The following is a 17,733-nucleotide window of genomic DNA, read 5'->3' as shown; positions in this document are numbered from 1 at the left end:
GACCGTGGATTCGCCTTCCGAGTCGCTTGCCGGAGCCGATTCTGACAATTGCAAAAAATAGCAATATTCCCCCTTTTGTGTTAAACTACATTACGCATCCAATCCTTTATTCCAAGAAAGATGAGGATCACGATGGACAAAACGATGGACAACGTTACCGCCGAAGGTGCGGTCTATTTCATTTTCGGAGCGACGGGCGACCTGGCCCGCCGCAAGCTGTTCCCCGCCTTGTACAGCCTGTACCGCGAAGGGAAGCTGGGGGATCGTTTCGCGATCGTCGGGCTGGCTCGGCGGCCGCGCACGGTCGAGCAGTTCCGGAACGACGTGCACGAATCGATTCGGGAATTTTGCCGGTACAAGCCGGAAGAGGGGGCCGGCTGGCGCGAATTCGCCGAACGGTTCACCTATCATTCCCTCGACATCGGCAACGTGGAAGGGATGCGCCGGCTAAGCGAGGCGACGCAGGAACTGGAGCGCCGCTACGAAATTCCGGGCAACCGCCTGTTCTACCTGGCGCTGGCGCCGGATCTGTTCGGCACCGTGTCGCGCACCCTTCGCGACGGGGGCATGCTGGACAGCCGGGGCTGGCACCGGCTCGTCATCGAGAAGCCGTTCGGCTACGATTACCCGTCCGCGGAACGGCTGAACGAGGAGATTCGCCAGGTGTTCCGCGAGGACGAAGTGTTCCGGATCGACCATTATCTCGGCAAGGAGATGGTTCAGAACATCGAGGTCATCCGCTTCGCGAACGCCTTCTTCGAGCCGCTGTGGAACAACAACCATATCGCGAACGTGCAGATCACCCTCGCCGAGACGGTCGGCGTCGAGGAGCGCGGAGCGTACTATAACAAGTCCGGCGCGCTGCGCGACATGGTCCAGAACCATATGCTGCAGATGCTTACGATGATCGCCATGGAGCCGCCGAGCCGGTTCGATCCGGAAGACATTCGCGACGAGAAGGTGAAGGTGCTGCGCTCCATCCGGACATTCGCTTCCGGGGACGAAGTGCGCCGCCGCGTCGTTCGGGGCCAGTACACCGAAGGCTTCGCCAAGGGCAAGCCGATCCCGGGCTATCGCCAGGAGGATTCCGTTCCCGCCGATTCGACGACGGAGACGTTTTTCGCGGCGCGTCTGTTCGTGGACAATTTCCGCTGGGCGGGCGTTCCGTTCTATGTCCGGACGGGCAAGCGCCTGCCGGTCAAATCGACGGAGATCGTCATCGAATTCAAGAACGTGCCGAACAATGTGCTGTTCGCCCGCAAGCAAGACCTCCAGCCGAATCTGCTCGTCATTCGCGTCAATCCGATGGAGGGCATCTACATCAAGACGAACACCAAGAAGCCGGGCAACGACATGACCATCCAGCCGGTCGCCATGGAATTCTGCCAAAGCTGCCTCGTCGGCATCAACACGCCGGAAGCGTACGAACGGCTTCTTCACGACGCCGGAAGGGGCGATTCGACCTACTTCACCCGTTGGGACGAGCTGGCCGCCGCCTGGCAGCTGGTCGATCCGATCGCGGCGGCGTGGAGGGAGAGCCCGGACGATCTCGCCTTCTACCCGGCGGGAACCTGGGGACCGGAGGGAGCGGAGGATCTGCTCCGCCAGGACGGCTTTCGCTGGTGGCCGGTGAACGGCCAGGAAGAAGACAACGTCATTTGGGTGACAAATTCGCGAACGTAACGGACCGCGGCGCAAAGGGCAAGGCAAGGCTCAACCAAGCGTTTTGCGCCCGTTTTCGGGCCGAATTTCGTATCGCCGAGCGCAACGACTCTAGCAGGGGGGGTTACGCTCGGCTTCATTTTTGGCTTTACAACGTAACAGTGTTATGTTACATTGTTTTCGAGGACGGTGGTTCAAATGACAGACCGGGATTTGATTTCCAAGAAGGAGCTGCTCGAAATGACCGGTATTTCCTACGGGCAATTGTATCGATGGAAGCGGAAGCAGCTGATCCCGGAGGATTGGTTCATTCGCAAATCCACGTTTACGGGGCAGGAGACCTTTTTTCCGAGGGAGCTTATTCTGGCGAGAATCGACCGAATTTTGAACATGAAGGAAGATTTGTCTCTGGATGAGCTCGCGGGCAAGCTCTCTCCGCTGCTTTACGATATTCGGCTGCGCAAAGACGAACTTATGAAACGTAACATTGTTTCGAAGTTGGTCATCGAGCGTTTTGGGGGCAGGGACCCGGACGAAACGGTGTATTCGTTCGAGCAGACGCTCGCGTTCTACGTGGCGGACCTGCTGCTGCAAACGGGGGAGATGAGCCTGGACGAGGCGGAAATGCTGATCCGGGCGATGAAGGAACATTTTCCGAAATTCGAGGGCAAACCGTGCGAGCTGCTCTTTGTCCGGAAGATGGGAGTCTCGACGTTTCTGCTCGTCTCGCTTCCTTCCGAAGTTTACTTCGAGAGCGGGACGAAGCTGGTCCACCGGCTGAACATGGCGGAATGCGTGGAGCAACTGCAAATCAAGCTAAATTAGGAGGCGACGTCATGGAGCGGGATACGCGGGATACAAGGCCCGATTTGAGCATTAACGGAGTCGGAAGCGCGGCGGGAGGCGAATACCGGCATGTGAGCATCGACGGCGTCTGCAAGGTGCAGGCGGATATCGCCTCCGACTCGTTCCGGGTGAACGGCCATACGACCGCCAAGGGCAGCATCCGGACCGGAAGATTCGATTGCAACGGCAGGTTGAACGTCGAAGGCGGACTGCATGTCGCCAGCGCCCGAATCGACGGCATGATCCGGGTGGACGGTCCGGTGAGCGGGGAACAGATTACGGTGCACGGGATGTTGAATTGCGGAGCGGATTGCGAGGCCGAGCGGTTCGAGATGAGAGGGTTGTTCGAAATCAAAGGACTGCTGAACGCGGGCGCGATCGAAGTTCGCATGCACGGCAGATGCGAGGCGCGGGAGATCGGCGGCGAGAAGATCCGGATCGTCAAAGGAGCGGAAGGCCGGTGGAACCGGCTGCTGCAGTGGGCGATTCCGAAGTTGGGCGCCCATTTGGAGGCCGACCTGATCGAAGGGGACGATATCGAGCTGGAGGATGCGGTGGCTGCCGTCGTGCGCGGCAACCGGGTCGTCATCGGCAAAGGCTGCAAAGTCGGCAAAGTCGAATACCGGACCGAGCTCATCCAGCATCCGCAGGCGAAGGTGCAGGACCGGATTCAGGCATAAGGACGGCTGCGGGAAAATAAGGAACGTACGAGGAGGATTCGCGCCATGAGCGGGGATTTGAGACTGATCGGCACGACGCAATCGAACGGGGGGAAGTTCGGGCGCGTCAAAATCGTCGGCGAGAACGAACTCGCCGGGCGAACGGAATGCGAGTCGTTCGCCTGCACCGGCACGTCGCGGATCAAAGGCGATCTGGAGGCGGGCAGCGTTAAATTGACCGGCGAATTGAGAGTGGAGGGCCGTCTGGCTTTACGAAGGGGGACGATGACCGGGGAAGCGGACATTCGGGGCAATTGCCGGGGAGAGCACTTGAAGATGACGGGACAGCTTAAAGTGCAAGGCGATCTCGAATGCGAAACCTGCCGGATCAGCGGCGCCGCGACGGTCGGGGGGCTGATCAGCGCGGAACGGGTCGAGCTGCGCATGCACGGGCCTTCCGAAGCGAAGGAGATCGGCGGGGGAACGATCACGGTCAAACCGAGCCGGGTGTTGTCGATCAAGCGGATGTTTGCTGCCGGGTATGCTGGCGGTCTGACGGCCGACTTGATCGAAGGCGACCGTCTCGACCTGGAGTATACGAACGCGCGGGTCGTTCGGGGGAACCAGGTGCGGATCGGTCCCGGCTGCACCATCGGCCGCGTCGAATACCGCGGATCGCTTAACCGAAGCAAGAGCGCAACGATCGGGGAGGAAGAGAAGATCGATTGAGGCGCCGCAGCGCGAATGGATCATACACCGAAATCAATTGGAGGAGGATTCGAGAATGGCATTGCAGAAAAACCGTCTCGGGTTTATTCTGGCCGGGCTGATGCTCGGCATTTTCGTCGCGGCCATCGACAATACGATCGTGGCGACGGCGATGGGAACGATCGTCTCGGAGCTCGGCGGTCTCGACAAGTTCGTCTGGGTGACGTCGGCTTACCTCGTTACCGAAATGGCGGGCATGCCGATCTTCGGCAAGCTGTCGGATATGTACGGGCGCAAACGGTTTTTTATCCTGGGCATCTTCCTGTTCCTGCTCGGCTCCGTCCTGTGCGGAACGGCGACGAATATCGTCGAGCTGAGCATCTACAGAGCCATCCAAGGCATCGGGGGCGGGGCGCTCATGCCGATCGCCTTCACCATTCTGTTCGATGTCGTTCCGATGGAAAAAAGAGGCGGAATGTCCGGCATCTTCGGCGCGGTATTCGGCGCTTCGAGCTTGTTCGGACCGCTTCTGGGCGCTTATATCGTCGATCATATCGACTGGCGCTGGATTTTCTACATCAACCTTCCGCTTGGGCTGGTCGCGCTCTTCTTCATCTTGTTCTTCTACAAGGAGTCGCTGGAGCACGCCAAGCAGAAGATCGACTGGTGGGGAGCGGTGACGCTCGTCGGCGCGGTCGTCTGCCTCATGTTCTCGCTGGAGCTGGGAGGTCAGGAATATGCTTGGGATTCCGTCCAGATCCTCTCGCTGCTTGCCGCCGCGGCCGTTCTGTTCGCCGCGTTCCTGCTCGTGGAGCGCAAAGCGGAGGAGCCGATTATCTCCTACGGCATGTTCCGCCGCCGGCTGTTCGCGTCGAGCACGATCATCGGCATGTTCTACGGGGCCGGCTTCATTACCTTCGCCATGTACATTCCGATCTTCGTGCAAGGCGTAAACGGCGGCTCCGCTACGAATTCGGGCCTCATCCTGCTGCCGATGACGCTGAGCTCGGTCTTTGCGTCGCAGCTCGGCGGGTTCCTGTCCGCCAAAACTTCGTACCGCAACATCATGATCGGGTCCGCCCTCATTTTCATCCTCGGGACGTTCCTGCTCAGCACGCTCACCCCCGACACTTCGAGATGGCTGCTCACGATCTATATGATCGTTGCCGGGTTCGGCATCGGCTTCTCCTTCTCGGTGCTCGGCATGGCCAGCATGCACGGCTTCGACGCGCGCCAGCGGGGCTCGGCGAGCTCTACGATGTCGTTCGTCCGTTCGCTCGGGATGACGGTCGGCCTGACGATCTTCGGCATTCTGCAGCGCAACGAGCTGACGTCGAAGCTGGCGAGCGCGTTCGGCGGGTCTTCCGGCGGCGCTCCGGGCGGCCGTTCGTTCGGCGACATTCGCGAGTCGCTGTCGTCGGAGAAGCGGGCGGCCATTCCGAAGGAAATTCTGGGCAAAATTATCGATTCGATGTCCTCGTCGATCACGACGATGTTCCTCTGGGCGCTCGTTCCGGCGGTTCTCGCGCTGGTGGCAGTATTGTTCATGGGTAAGGAGCGGTTGCAGCTTCCCGCGAAGGGGGCGAAAGGCGCGTCTCCCGAACGCGGTGCGAAGCCGGAGTTCGGAGGCCGTTGAGCGGTCCGGCTCCCCGCCCTTTCGTCGGCTGCGACGGGGCGTGGATTTTTTTGCGGACGCGGACGCCACTGACCCGCGTCGAGCCTGCCGCCGCCGCAACAAGGCCAAAAAATGGCCTTGCCGAGCTGCGTCGAGCCTGGCGCCGCCCGAACAAGGCCAAAAAATGGCCTCGTTGAGCCGCGCCAAGCTCCCTCCGCCGCAACAAGGCCAAAAAACGGCCTTGTTGAGCCGAGCCGAGCCTGCCGCCACCCGAACAAGGCCAAAAAATGGCCTTGCCGAGCTGCGTTGAGCCTGCCGCCGCCCGAACAAGGCCAAAAAATGGCCTCGTTGAGCCGCGCCAAGCTCCCTCCGCCGCAACAAGGCCAAAAAATGGCCTTGCCGAGCTGCGTCGAGCCCCCCTCCGCCCGAACAAGGCCAAAAAACAGCCTTGCCGAGCCGCGCCAAGCTCCCTCCGCCGCAACAAGGCCAAAAAATGGCCTTGCCGAGCTGCGTCGAGCCCCCCTCCGCCCGAACAAGGCCAAAAAACAGCCTTGCCGAGCCGCGCCAAGCTCCCTCCGCCGCAACAAGGCCAAAAAATGGCCTTGCCGATCCGCGCCAAGCTCCCTCCGCCGCAACAAGGCCAAAAAATGGCCTTGCCGAGCTGCGTCGAGCCCCCCTCCGCCGCAGCAAGGCCCAAAAACGGCCTTGCCGAGCTGCGTCGAGTCCCCCGCCGCCGCAGCAAGGCCAAAAAATGGCCTTGCCGAGCTGCGTCGAGCCCCCCTCCGCCGCAGCAAGGCCCAAAAACGGCCTTGCCGAGCTGCGTCGAGTCCCCCGCCGCCGCAGCAAGGCCAAAAAATGGCCTTGCCGATCCGCGTCGAGCCCCCCCGCCGCCCGAACAAGGCCAAAAAACAGCCTTGCCGAGCCCCGCCAAGCTCACGGACGACTCAAAGGACAATCACAGAGCGACCGAATAGACAGCGGACTCTCGGAGTGAAATCGTCCGAAGGCCCTCCGGCGGGCGAAGAAGCACGAACAAGCGTGAAGGAGCTCCCAATTATTTTCCGATTCATATTCAGTTCACATTTCCCCCTTATTGTCGAGAAGGACTTGAATGGAAAAGAGGCGAAACAGGTGGTTTATGCCAAAGAAAACAACAAAACGTTAGTGCTGATCGGTCTGCTGATCGGCTTGATCTTCGCGGAGCTGGACGAAACGGTCGTCTCCACGGCGATGCCGACGATTATTCGCGACCTGCACGGCTTGTCGCTGTACGGATGGGTGGCCGGCATCTACATGCTGGCGGTCACGATGTTCATGCCGATTCTCGGCAAGCTCGCAGATTTGTACGGGCGCAAGCGCGTCTACCTGTTCTGCGTCGGGCTGTTTATCGCCGGTTCGATCGTCTGCGGGCTTGCGCCGTCGATGACGGTGCTGCTGATCGGCAGAGGGATTCAAGGCATTGGCGCCGGCGGGTTGATGCCGCTGGCAATGGTCATTCTCGGCGATACGTATCCGCTGGAGCAGCGGGCCAAAATCCAGGCGATGATCGGCCCCGTCATGTTCCTGCCCCAATTGCTCGGCCCGACCGTCGGCGGCTATATCGTCGACCATGTGAGCTGGCACTGGGTGTTCCTGATCAACATTCCGGTCGGCCTTCTGGCCGCGGCGGTGCTGTCCGTCGGCATGCGCGAAGCGAGAGGCGAAGAGAAGCGGTCGATCGACTGGGCCGGCGCCTTCACGATGATGCTCGGCTTGCTGTCGCTGCTGTTGGCGCCGGTGCTGATCGACAACCGGGACCTCAGTTGGTCGTCTCCCTGGATTATCGGCTTGCTCGCGCTGTCCGCGCTGCTGTTCGCTCTGCTCGTCTGGATCGAGAAGCGGGCGAAGGAGCCGCTCATTCCGCTGCACCTGTTCAAGAACCGCACCGTCGTCGTCTTGTCGCTGTTCGTCTTCGTCTTGATGATGGGGCTCATGGGCGGCATCTCGTCGTTCCCGTTCTTCGCCCAGAACGTTATGGGGCTGACGCCGACCGCTTCCGGCTATCTCAATCTGGCGTTCATGGCCGGTGCGATTCCGGCGAGCATTTTGATCGGATTCCTGATTACCCGCATCGCTTACCGCAACCTGTTCATCGTCTCGTTCATCCTGCCGATTATCGGCGTCTACCTGCTCACCCGGGTCAACGTCGATACGACAGTCCTCTACATCATCGTGACGTTCGTCATCACGGGCGTCGGCATGGGCGCGCTGTTCGGCGGCGACAACCTGATCGTGCAGGAGTCGGTCGACAAGGAGCATAGCGGCGTCGCGCTGTCGACCGTCCAGTTGTTCCAATCGATCGGGATCACGATCGGCATGAGCGTCTTCGGCAGCTTGCTGGCGAACCATATCAAGAGCGGCGTCTTGGAGCTTCGCGATCAGCTTCCGGAAGGAACGGCGGACACGATTGCCAAGGGAGGCATCCCCAAGGGGCTGGATCCCGGCGTGACGGAGAAGGTGCAGGTGGCGTTCTCCCATGCGTTCCAGAACATTTTCACCATCGGGCTTTGCTTCGCCGTCGCCGCCTTCGTCATCGTCTGGTTCCTGAAGAAGGAAGTGCTGAAGAAGAAGGAAGACAAAGGCGAAGACCAAGGAGCTCAAGCGCTTCAGGCGGAAGCCTGAGATCGTCCGACGGACAGATCGCCCATTCCCGGCTCGCGTTCCCCTACTTGCGGAACAATGTGCTATAATGGAAGCTGCCATTTTCCTAAGGAAGGGAACTTCAAAACGATGAATCAAACGCTGCGCGAAGAACTGAAGCATGAAGTGGCGAGACGCCGCACCTTCGCGATTATTTCCCACCCCGACGCGGGGAAAACGACGCTGACCGAGAAGCTGCTGCTGTTCGGCGGCGCCATCCATATCGCAGGCTCCGTCAAGGCACGCAAAGCCGCCCGCCACGCGACGAGCGACTGGATGGAGATCGAGAAGCAGCGGGGCATCTCCGTCACTTCTTCGGTTATGCAGTTCGAATATGCCGGCAAGCACGTGAACATTCTCGATACGCCGGGGCACCAAGACTTCAGCGAAGACACGTACCGGACGCTGACGGCCGCGGACAGCGCCGTCATGCTGATCGACGTCGCCAAAGGCGTCGAGGCGCAGACGATCAAGCTGTTCCAGGTGTGCGCGAAGCGGGGCATTCCGATCTTCACGTTCATCAACAAGCTCGACCGGGAAGGGCGGAACCCGTTCGAGCTGCTGGAAGAGATCGAGCGGGTGCTCGGCATCCGCTCGGTGCCGATGAACTGGCCGGTCGGCATGGGCCGCGAGCTGTGCGGCGTTTACGATAGAATGAAGAAGCAGGTCGAGCTGTTCAACGGACACGATCATTCGACGATCGAAGTGCGGAAGGTGGACGATTACAACGACCCGCTCATTCGTCAGATGGCCGGAGACTATCTGGCCGACCAGCTCTCCCAGGATTGCGAGCTGCTCGACGTGGCGGGCGACCCGTTCGACTACGACAAGGTGATGAGCGGGCAGCTGACGCCGGTGTTTTTCGGCAGCGCCGTCAACAACTTCGGCGTGCAGACGTTCCTCGAGAACTTCCTGCAGCTGGCTCCGCCGCCGACGTCCCGCAAGAGCACCGAAGGCGAGATCGAACCGGAGAACGAGAAGTTCTCGGGCTACATTTTCAAAATCCAGGCGAACATGAACCCGGCGCACCGCGACCGGCTGGCGTTCCTGCGCATCTGCTCCGGGAAGTTTCAGCGGGGGATGAGCGTGCGCCACGTCCGCGCCGGCAAGGAGATCAAGCTGTCGCAGCCGCAGCAGTTCCTGGCGCAAGACCGCGAGATCGTCGATACGGCCTACCCGGGCGATATCATCGGCCTGTTCGATCCCGGCATCTTCCGCATCGGCGATTCCCTGAGCGAAGGGAGCAGCGTCACGTTCGACGAGCTGCCGACGTTCTCGCCGGAGATTTTCTCGAAGGTGTCCGTCAAGAACGCCCTTAAGCATAAGCAATATTTGAAAGGGCTGGATCAATTGACGGAGGAAGGCATGGTTCAGGTGTTCCGCTCGACCGGCCCGTTCGAGGATACGTATCTGGGCGTTGTCGGGCAGCTGCAGTTCGACGTCTTCGAATACCGGATGAAGAACGAGTACGGGGTCGACATTCAGCTCGCCCGCACGCCGTTCCAGTTCGCCCGCTGGATCGTCGCCGACAAGGTGGACCCGGCGAAGTTCCGCATCAACTCCACGCTCGTTAAGGACAAGAACGACAACTACGTCGCGCTGTTCGAGAACGAGTACGCCATGCGCACCGCGATGGAGCGGATGCCGGAAGTGCAGTTTTTGGAGACGGCTCCTTAATACCGGCGTTTTCGCCGGCCGTAAACCGCAGCTCTCGACGAGAGATTGCGGTTTTGCTTTTGCGGCTCGGTATAGGGAGAGCAGGTCGCACCCGGAGGGAAGGTCGGTATAGGGAGAGCAGGTCGCACACGGAGGGAAGGCCGGTATGGAGCGCAACCCGGCTAGGTGTCTGCCGGCACCCTCCCTGGCGCTGCAGTCTCCGTTTTTCGCATTTGTAGGCTTATCCCCTCTGCTCAGGCAAGCGGCCGTTCCGTGAGTCGAATGTTCTGCCCGCGGGTAATGGGAGGAGGAACATTCATTCCCTCTGAGGCAAGGGGATCAGCCTAAAAATGGGGAGAATCCGGCTATGCCTCGCCGAAGAGTACCGGGCAGGGCTGCGTTACGAACTGAGCTGCGGGGACAAGCCTCTAAACAAGCTGCATGCTTCTATATGCAACCATTTCTGGCTCTCGTTCGTCAACTACTTAGAAGGCGTTGTCGGGGGACAAGAACAGGCAACTTAGAAAAGATGGTGATGGTATGAAAAAATGGATCGCAATCATCGCGTCGTTGGTCGTTCTCCTCTTCGCCGGCTACAAGGTCGGCATGAATTACGTGTCCGATAAGGTGATGGACAAGCTGCAGAATCAGATCGTATCCCCGGAAGAAGTCGAGGAACTGAAGAAGGACCCGGAAATTCAAAAGATTATCAAGCAGCAGTTCACGGAAGACGAAGTGAAGAAGCTTCTTCCGCAGGCGGACGTCCAGGGGCCTTCGGCCTCGTCGGAAGCAGCGGCGGAAGCTTCCCCTTCCAAATCGGGGCAGGCCGGCGCCAAGCCGGGTTCGTCGACAACCGCCAAGCCGGGTTCGCCGGCAGCCGCCAAGCCGGATTCTTCCTCCTCCGCGCCGGTTAAGGCGTTGACCCGCAAGCAGGCGGAAGATTTGGTGATGAGCAAGTTCTCGATCGGCGAGCTGAAGAAGATGGCGGACATGGCCAAAGACGGCTTGTCGGACGAGGAAAAGGAAGAGATCAAAGCGAAGCTGAAATCGAAGCTTACGGACGAAGAGTACCAAGAGCTGAAGGTGACGGCGCTCATCGAAATGTTGAAGAAGGACGCCTAAGCGCGTCCTTCTTGCATTACAGTCGTTACGAAGCCGGGCCGCGCCGGAAATCGGTGGACCCCCGGACGATCAGCTCCGAATCGACTTTGAACACGCGCTTGTCGCTGAAGGCGTCCTCGTTCAACTGGTCGATGAGCTTCTCGGCGATGACGGCGCCCATGGCGTATTTCGGCTGGTTCACCGTGCTGAGCGTCGGCGTCAAATATTTGCTGATCCGGTTGTTGTCGACCCCCACGACGGCGATCTCCTCCGGAATGCGGATGCCGGCTTCCCGGCACGCTTTGTAGACGCCGAGCGCCATCTCGTCGTTGGCCGCGTACACGGCCGTAAACTTCACCTTCTTGTCGAGCAGCCGCTTCATGGCTTCGTAGCCGCCGGACTCGTTGAAATTGCCGTTCTCGACAAGCTCCGGCCGGAACGGAATTTGATGCTCCTTCAACCCTTTCAAATAGCCTTCCAGCCGCTCGAAGCTGTCGACCGCTTCCGCGTAGCCGCTCAGGAAGACGATGTCGCGATGGCCGAGGCCGACCAGATGGTCGACGACCTGCTTCGAGAACTTCACATTGTCCGTATAGATGCACGGAATTTCCGCATGCTCGATGTGGCGGCCGATGACGGCGATGGCGTACCCCTTGTCCGAGTACCGGACGATCTCCTCGTCCGGCAGGGCCGGAGTCGCCAGAATCATGCCGTCCACGGTCCGGCTCATGAGCAGATTCAAATACTCGAGCTCCTTCTCCTTCTGGTTCTCGGCGTCGCAGATGATCACCCGGTATTTGCGGGAGTAGGCCATGTTCTCGATCCCTTTGATGATTTCCGCGAAATAGGAGGAATTGACGTCCGGCACGATGACGCCGATCGTCATCGATTTCTGGGAGCGGAGGTTCTTGGCGACGTCGTTGCGGTGGTAGCCGAGATCGGCGATCGCCTGGTTGACCTTCTCCCTCGTCTTCGATTTTACGTAGGAATTGCCGTTGAGCACGCGCGACACGGTCGCCGGCGAGACGCCCGCTTTGTTCGCCACGTCGACAATTTTAATATCCATAGGCACTCTCAACTTTTCTCCAAAATGTAATTGACATGGGTCCGTTACTAAAACTATAATTCAAACTGAAATCGATTTCAAGATGAACGCGTCGATGAGCGAATAAGAAGCGGCACGGCTGCCGGGCCCCCGTGGGCTCGAAAAGGTTTGTTTAACGCGACCGCCCGAAGGAGTCGGGCTTGCGGATCGAATGGGGGAGGTATGGCCGGACAGATCTCAATATCGGAACGAGCAAATAGGAAATCGATTTCAGAAAAATGAGTATCGAAAATGGCTGACCGATTGGTTGAGCCTAGAAGCTTGAAAGCCTGAAAGCCTGAAGTATCCTTCATTCGGATCGATTCGGAGGTGCCCCCAATGGCGAGCTTTATTAGGGAGCTGGCGAAAAACCGGGTCATGTTCCTTATGATCGCGCCCGCGCTGTTGTTCTTCGCTTTGTTCAGCTACATACCGATGATCGGCGTCTACTATGCTTTCACCAACTACAGCTTCGACGGCGGCTTGTTCGGCAGCCCGTTCGTCGGCTTCGACAATTTCCGGTTTCTGTTCGAATCGGGGCAATTAGTGACCCTTACGCGGAACACGGTGCTCTATAACCTCGTCTTCATTCTGCTCGGCAATTCGCTTCAACTGATCTGCGCCATCTTCCTCGCGGAGCTTCCCGGCAAGCTGTTCAAGAAGACGACGCAGTCGGTCATGTTCCTTCCGTACTTCATTTCATTCGTTCTTGTAGGCGCTTTCGTCCTTAATTTGTTCAGCTCGGAGAACGGGGTCGTTCCCACCTTGCTGGAGCAGCTGGGCTTTCCGCCTTACGATTTCTACATGCATACCGCGCCTTGGAAATATATCATCGTCTTCTTCCACGTCTGGAAAGGGCTCGGCTACGGCACGGTCATCTATCTGGCCGCGATTATGAGCATCGGGGACGAATATTACGAAGCCGCCAAGATCGACGGCGCGAACATCTTCCAGCGCGTCCGGCGCATTACGATCCCGATGCTGGTGCCGACGTTCATCCTGCTCATTCTGCTCAGTCTCGGCGGCATTTTGAAAGGACAATTCGATTTGTTCTACCAGATCGTCGGCCAGAACGGCATGCTGTTCGACTCGACGGACATCATCGACACCTACGTCTACCGTTCGCTCGCGGTCAACTTCGATATCGGCATGGGCACCGCGGCGGGGCTGTTCCAGTCGCTCTTCGGGCTGATCCTCGTGCTCGGGGTGAACTACATCATCCGCAAGACGAACGAAGATTACGCGTTATTCTAGGAGGCGGCGGCTTTGAAAATCAAGACGGAAAAATCGACCCTGGTGTTCAACGCGGCGGCTTACGTCTTTCTGACGCTGTTATCGCTGCTCTGCCTGCTTCCGTTCCTCGTGATTATCACAGGGTCGCTTACCCCCGAGACGGAGATTATCGCCGAAGGCTTCAAGCTCATCCCGAACCGCTTCTCCTTCGACGCCTACCGGGCAATGTTCACGAACCCGATCCAAATTTACCGGGCGTACGAGGTGACGATTCTCGTCACGGTCGTCGGGACGATCGCCGGCCTGATGCTCACCTCGATGGCGGGCTACGTCCTGTCGCGCAAAGACTTCAAATACCGCAACGGGCTGTCGTTCTACATCTACTTTACGACGCTGTTCAGCGGCGGGCTCATTCCCTGGTACATCCTGATCGTTAACTACCTGAACATGAAGGACAGCTATTTGGCCCTTGTCGTGCCGGGGCTGCTCAGCGCCTGGAATCTCATTTTAATGAAAAACTTTATGAAATCGATTCCAGATTCCATCGTCGAATCGGCCAAAATCGACGGAGCGGGCGACTTCGCCATCTACCTGAAGCTGATCCTTCCGTTGTCCACGCCCGGGCTGGCGACGATCGGGCTGTTCATGGCGCTGGCCTACTGGAACGACTGGTTCACCGCCAACCTGTTCATTACGACTGAGAGCAAGTTCCCGCTGCAATTCCTGCTGTACAAAATTTTGGCAAGCGCTTCCGTACTCAAAACGAGCATCGCGGGCAACCTCTCGCCCGACTTCAAGCCGCCGACGGAGACGCTCAAGATGGCGACCGCCGTCGTCGTCACCGGGCCGATCATCCTGCTTTATCCGTTCCTGCAGCGCTTTTTTGTCAAAGGGCTGACGGTCGGAGCGGTCAAAGGTTAGAACCGGATTGCCGGCTAACATATCATTTATCCATTTTAGGGGGATGCACATGAAAACGATGCGCGCGAAATGGCTAACGGCGGTCGTGCCGCTTACCTTGACCGCAGCGCTCATGAGCGCATGCAGCGGCGGCGGAAACTCGAACGAAGGGGCGTCGAACACGCCGGCCGGCGGCAGCTCGCCCGCCGCGGGAACCGAGGCGGCCGACCCGGGCAAGCCGGACACGTCCAAGAAAGTCGAGCTCGTCTGGTATTTGCTGGGCGACGCCCATCCGGATACGCCCAAGGTGCTTGCCGAATGGAACAAGATGCTCGAGAAAGATTTGAACACGACGGTCAAATTGAACTTTACCTCCTGGAACGAATGGCAGAGCAAATACAACCTGCTGCTGGCCTCCGGCGAGAAGGTCGATATGCTGTTCGCCTCGAGCTGGGCCGACTTCTATAAATACGCCAAGCAAGGCGCTTTCCTCGACCTGACCGATCTGCTTCCGACCTACGCGCCGCAGACGTGGCAGGAGGTGCCGAAGGAGGACTGGAACACGGCGACGGTCGGCGGCAAAATTTACGCGGTGCCGAATACGAACCCGGAATATACGCCGAACGGCCTCGTGTACCGGGAAGACTGGCGCGAGGAGCTGAACCTGCCGGAGATCAAGGATTTGGATTCGATCGAAGCGTATTTGGACGGCGTCAAGAAAAACAAGCAAGGCGTCACCCCGATCGGCGGCAAGGCGTGGAACGAAGTATATACGCTGTTCCAGGACTACTACGACTTCAAAATTTACGGCGGCGAGAGCAGCGTCATCGCCTCCACGTCCTACGACCATCCGCGCGATATCGTCGCCTATCCGTTCACGACGCAATTCGAGGAATTCGTTAAACGGATGAAGACGTGGGCGGACCGAGGCTTCTGGGCGTCCAACACGCTCTCTTCGCAGACGGAAGCGGGCGACCTGATCAAAGCCGGCACGGGCGCCGTCTACTGGCGCAACGCTCCGGGCGCGGGCGGCTTCATTACGGACGTCTCCAAGACGAATCCGGATATCAAGCTCGGCTACTTCCCGTTCACCCGATTCCATAATTACGCCATCCCGACGCTGCCGATGGCGAACGCCATGGCCGTTCCGAAGAGCGCGCAGAACCCCGAGCGTTCCCTCATGGTGCTCGACAAGCTGCGCAACGATCCGACGTACTTCCGCCTGATGACGTACGGCATCGAAGGCACCCACTATTCGCTCGACGCCGACGGCAAGACGATCATTACGCCTCCGGCGGGCGTGACGGTCGGGAAGGATTGGAAAAACTACGACATCGCCAGCTGGGGCTGGCGCTACAAGCCGAACATGCTCGCCACGAAAGGCGGATGGGCAGGCATGGACGCGCTGAACGCCGAATTCGCGGCGGAGAGCAAGCCGAACATTTTCGACCCGATCACGATGGATTACGCGCCCGTCAAGGCGCAGCAAGCCGCGGTCAACCAGGTCATCAAGCAATACGGCCAGCCGCTCATGATGGGACTCGTGGCCGATCCGGAGAAGGCGCTCGAGACGTACCGCAGCAAGCTGAAAGCGGCGGGCGTGGACAAATTGCTGGAATATGTGAAAGAACAGGCCAACGCTTATTTCGACGAGAAAGGCATTCAATAAACGAACGGGGTCAGACGATGAACATTTGGTTGACGACGGTGGACGGGAGCAAGCTGCTGGAGCGGGAAGCGGCGGAGGGAAGCGGTGCCGATCGGCCTTGCGAGAAGGAGATTCGGATCGACGAGAGCGCCGTCTATCAGCGGATGGAAGGGTTCGGCGCCTCGTTCACCGACGCTTCCGCCTGGCTCGTTCACGAGAAGCTCGGTCCCGAGGCGAGGAAGTCGGTCATGCGCAAGCTGTTCGACCGGGAGGAAGGCATCGGCCTTACGCTGCTTCGCCAGCCGATGGGCGCTTCCGATTATACGACGAAGCTTTACAGCTACGACGACGTGCCGGAAGGTGCCGAGGATTTCGCGCTTGAGCGGTTTACGATTGAGCACGACCGGGCGTACATCCTCCCGCTGCTGCGGGAAGCGATGGCGCTCAGCCCGAAGCTGACGGTCATGGCGTCGCCCTGGAGTCCGCCGGGTTGGATGAAGACGTCGGGGCGAATGATCGGCGGCACGCTGCGTCCGGAATGCTATGGGGCATACGCTCGGTATTTTACGGCTTTCCTGAAGGCTTACGAGGCGGAGGGCGTCCCGGTCCGGTATGTGACGGTTCAGAACGAACCCGGCTACGAGCCGAAGGAGTATCCGGGCATGATCATGACGGCGGAGGAACAAATCGCGTTCATCCGCGATCACCTGGGACCGACGCTTGAAGCAAGCGGTCTGGATACGCGCATTCTGTGCTACGATCACAATTGGGATATAACCGAGTATGCCATGAAGGTGCTCGGAGATCCGGAATGCTCGCGCTACGTGGCGGGTACGGCCTGGCATTGCTACGGCGGCGAGCACGAGGCGATGTCCGTCGTCGGCCGGGCGTTCCCCGACAAGGAAATCTGGTTCACGGAAGCTTCCGGAGGGCAGTGGATTCCGCCGTTCCGCGAAGCGTTCCTGACGCAGATGAAGCATATCGTTCGCAGCGCCCGCAACGGGGCCAACTCCGTCGTCTGGTGGAACGTCGCCCTCGACGAGCGCAACGGGCCTTCCGTCTTGTCCAACAGCACGTGCCGCGGGCTGGTGCGCATCGACACGCAGACGCTGGAAGTCGTCTATAATCTGGACTATTACACGATGGGCCATATCAGCAAGTTCGTGGAGCCCGGCGCGCGCCGCGTCGAATCGCCCGACTGGCCGGACGATCTGGAGACGGCGGCTTTCCGCAATCCGGACGGCTCCGCCGTGCTGATTGTCACCAACCGGCTGCCGCAAGAGCGGGAAGTCCGCTTCGTCCGCGGGGGCGACGCATGCGTCTACCGATTGCCGGGAGAGGCTGCGGTAACGGTGAAGTGGCCGCCGGGAACATAAAGATGATGGCCGCCTTCGCGATTGGCGAGGCGGCGGGCAGGAGGGCCGGCGTGGCGAACGCCGGTCTTTTTGCGCGTTGCGGTTGTTTGGCGGATTGAACGTAAAGTAGAGAAGGCCTATGTTCAATCTACGCTCCCGCGCGGGGAGCGACATCAAAACCGCAACATAGTTATCGATGTCTCTCAGTTTCAATCCACGCTCCCGCGCGGGGAGCGACTGACAACCCCATTAAAGAGGCTTAGGAAAGCCATGTTTCAATCCACGCTCCCGCGCGGGGAGCGACTGACGTATCCAGTAAACTTAAAGCGGCAGCTGACGTTTCAATCCACGCTCCCGCGCGGGGAGCGACGATCAATGTGCCTTGCGGCATTAACGTAAGATGACCGTTTCAATCCACGCTCCCGCGCGGGGAGCGACGGCGTATCTTTCACGACTCGTTGAAGCCCGGAGGTACTGTTTCAATCCACGCTCCCGCGCGGGGAGCGACGTTGCCGATTGGGCGGCAGGGTGATGAAAAACGGGTTTCAATCCACGCTCCCGCGCGGGGAGCGACTCGACTGGCGCGG

General features: G+C 59.4%; 13 protein-coding genes and 1 CRISPR repeat array. Of the genes, 12 read left to right on the top strand and 1 reads right to left on the bottom strand.

The window, feature by feature from the left end; all coding sequences use genetic code 11:
• Window positions 1-132: 132 nt before the first annotated feature.
• The 8 genes from zwf to G485_RS0124295 all read left to right on the top strand — a co-directional run bounded on the left by zwf (window position 133) and on the right by G485_RS0124295 (window position 10,947).
• The gene (gene zwf / locus G485_RS0124335; protein ID WP_027094691.1) at window positions 133-1,683 is read left to right on the top strand and encodes a glucose-6-phosphate dehydrogenase; all 1,551 of its coding nucleotides are present in this window, start codon (window positions 133-135) and stop codon (window positions 1,681-1,683) included.
• Window positions 1,684-1,860: 177 nt separating this feature from the next.
• Window positions 1,861-2,487 carry a YhbD family protein gene (locus tag G485_RS0124330; RefSeq protein WP_027094690.1) on the top strand — a complete coding sequence of 209 codons (627 nt, stop codon included), beginning with the start codon at window positions 1,861-1,863 and terminating at the stop codon, window positions 2,485-2,487.
• An 11-nt stretch (window positions 2,488-2,498) separates the two neighbouring features.
• Window positions 2,499-3,188, top strand: coding sequence for a hypothetical protein (locus G485_RS0124325; protein WP_027094689.1), 690 nt, complete (start codon window positions 2,499-2,501; stop codon window positions 3,186-3,188).
• Between the two features lie 45 nt (window positions 3,189-3,233).
• Window positions 3,234-3,896 (top strand): hypothetical protein, encoded by a 663-nt coding sequence (locus tag G485_RS0124320; RefSeq protein WP_027094688.1) that lies wholly within the window; start codon window positions 3,234-3,236, stop codon window positions 3,894-3,896.
• Between the two features lie 55 nt (window positions 3,897-3,951).
• Complete coding sequence (locus G485_RS0124315; RefSeq protein ID WP_027094687.1) at window positions 3,952-5,511, top strand: MDR family MFS transporter; 1,560 nt, start codon at window positions 3,952-3,954, stop codon at window positions 5,509-5,511.
• A 1,110-nt stretch (window positions 5,512-6,621) separates the two neighbouring features.
• Window positions 6,622-8,151: an MDR family MFS transporter gene (locus tag G485_RS0124310; RefSeq protein ID WP_027094686.1), complete on the top strand. Its 1,530-nt coding sequence runs from the start codon at window positions 6,622-6,624 to the stop codon at window positions 8,149-8,151.
• A 108-nt stretch (window positions 8,152-8,259) separates the two neighbouring features.
• On the top strand, window positions 8,260-9,846 hold the full coding sequence (locus G485_RS0124305; protein ID WP_027094685.1) for a peptide chain release factor 3: 1,587 nt from the start codon (window positions 8,260-8,262) through the stop codon (window positions 9,844-9,846).
• Window positions 9,847-10,365: 519 nt separating this feature from the next.
• Window positions 10,366-10,947: a hypothetical protein gene (locus G485_RS0124295; protein ID WP_027094684.1), complete on the top strand. Its 582-nt coding sequence runs from the start codon at window positions 10,366-10,368 to the stop codon at window positions 10,945-10,947.
• 25 nt (window positions 10,948-10,972) lie between these two features.
• Here the strand turns inward: G485_RS0124295 and G485_RS0124290 are convergent, their stop codons facing one another.
• Window positions 10,973-11,992, bottom strand: a complete 1,020-nt coding sequence (locus G485_RS0124290; protein WP_027094683.1) for a LacI family DNA-binding transcriptional regulator — start codon at window positions 11,990-11,992, stop codon at window positions 10,973-10,975.
• A gap of 357 nt (window positions 11,993-12,349) precedes the next feature.
• Between G485_RS0124290 and G485_RS0124285 the strand changes: the two genes are divergently transcribed.
• Genes G485_RS0124285 through G485_RS28120 form a run of 4 tightly spaced genes read left to right on the top strand, consistent with a single transcriptional unit; the run spans window position 12,350 to window position 17,167 of the window.
• A complete protein-coding gene (locus G485_RS0124285; RefSeq protein ID WP_027094682.1) occupies window positions 12,350-13,264 on the top strand; it encodes an ABC transporter permease in 915 nt (304 codons plus the stop codon).
• A gap of 12 nt (window positions 13,265-13,276) precedes the next feature.
• Window positions 13,277-14,164 carry a carbohydrate ABC transporter permease gene (locus tag G485_RS0124280; RefSeq protein WP_027094681.1) on the top strand — a complete coding sequence of 296 codons (888 nt, stop codon included), beginning with the start codon at window positions 13,277-13,279 and terminating at the stop codon, window positions 14,162-14,164.
• Between the two features lie 49 nt (window positions 14,165-14,213).
• On the top strand, window positions 14,214-15,812 hold the full coding sequence (locus G485_RS0124275) for an extracellular solute-binding protein (protein WP_027094680.1): 1,599 nt from the start codon (window positions 14,214-14,216) through the stop codon (window positions 15,810-15,812).
• 17 nt (window positions 15,813-15,829) lie between these two features.
• The gene (locus tag G485_RS28120) at window positions 15,830-17,167 is read left to right on the top strand and encodes a glycoside hydrolase family 30 protein (RefSeq protein WP_035158032.1); all 1,338 of its coding nucleotides are present in this window, start codon (window positions 15,830-15,832) and stop codon (window positions 17,165-17,167) included.
• 119 nt (window positions 17,168-17,286) lie between these two features.
• A CRISPR array of direct repeats spans window positions 17,287-17,720; the repeat unit is 32 nt; unit sequence GTTTCAATCCACGCTCCCGCGCGGGGAGCGAC.
• Window positions 17,721-17,733 lie beyond the last annotated feature (13 nt).

The sequence above is a fragment of the Cohnella thermotolerans DSM 17683 genome, assembly GCF_000429825.1.
Classification (GTDB): domain Bacteria; phylum Bacillota; class Bacilli; order Paenibacillales; family Paenibacillaceae; genus Cohnella; species Cohnella thermotolerans.
Note: the sequence above shows the minus strand (reverse complement) of the source record. Positions and strands in the feature narration are given on the sequence as shown.

Coding starts and splice junctions, on each gene's coding strand:
- G485_RS0124325 (WP_027094689.1), top strand. CDS start 2,499: ATGGAGCGGGATACGCGGGATACAAGGCCCGATTTGAGCATTAACGGA.
- G485_RS0124315 (WP_027094687.1), top strand. CDS start 3,952: ATGGCATTGCAGAAAAACCGTCTCGGGTTTATTCTGGCCGGGCTGATG.
- G485_RS0124290 (WP_027094683.1), bottom strand. CDS start 11,992: ATGGATATTAAAATTGTCGACGTGGCGAACAAAGCGGGCGTCTCGCCG.
- G485_RS0124285 (WP_027094682.1), top strand. CDS start 12,350: ATGGCGAGCTTTATTAGGGAGCTGGCGAAAAACCGGGTCATGTTCCTT.
- G485_RS0124295 (WP_027094684.1), top strand. CDS start 10,366: ATGAAAAAATGGATCGCAATCATCGCGTCGTTGGTCGTTCTCCTCTTC.
- zwf (WP_027094691.1), top strand. CDS start 133: ATGGACAAAACGATGGACAACGTTACCGCCGAAGGTGCGGTCTATTTC.
- G485_RS28120 (WP_035158032.1), top strand. CDS start 15,830: ATGAACATTTGGTTGACGACGGTGGACGGGAGCAAGCTGCTGGAGCGG.
- G485_RS0124330 (WP_027094690.1), top strand. CDS start 1,861: ATGACAGACCGGGATTTGATTTCCAAGAAGGAGCTGCTCGAAATGACC.
- G485_RS0124275 (WP_027094680.1), top strand. CDS start 14,214: ATGAAAACGATGCGCGCGAAATGGCTAACGGCGGTCGTGCCGCTTACC.
- G485_RS0124305 (WP_027094685.1), top strand. CDS start 8,260: ATGAATCAAACGCTGCGCGAAGAACTGAAGCATGAAGTGGCGAGACGC.
- G485_RS0124320 (WP_027094688.1), top strand. CDS start 3,234: ATGAGCGGGGATTTGAGACTGATCGGCACGACGCAATCGAACGGGGGG.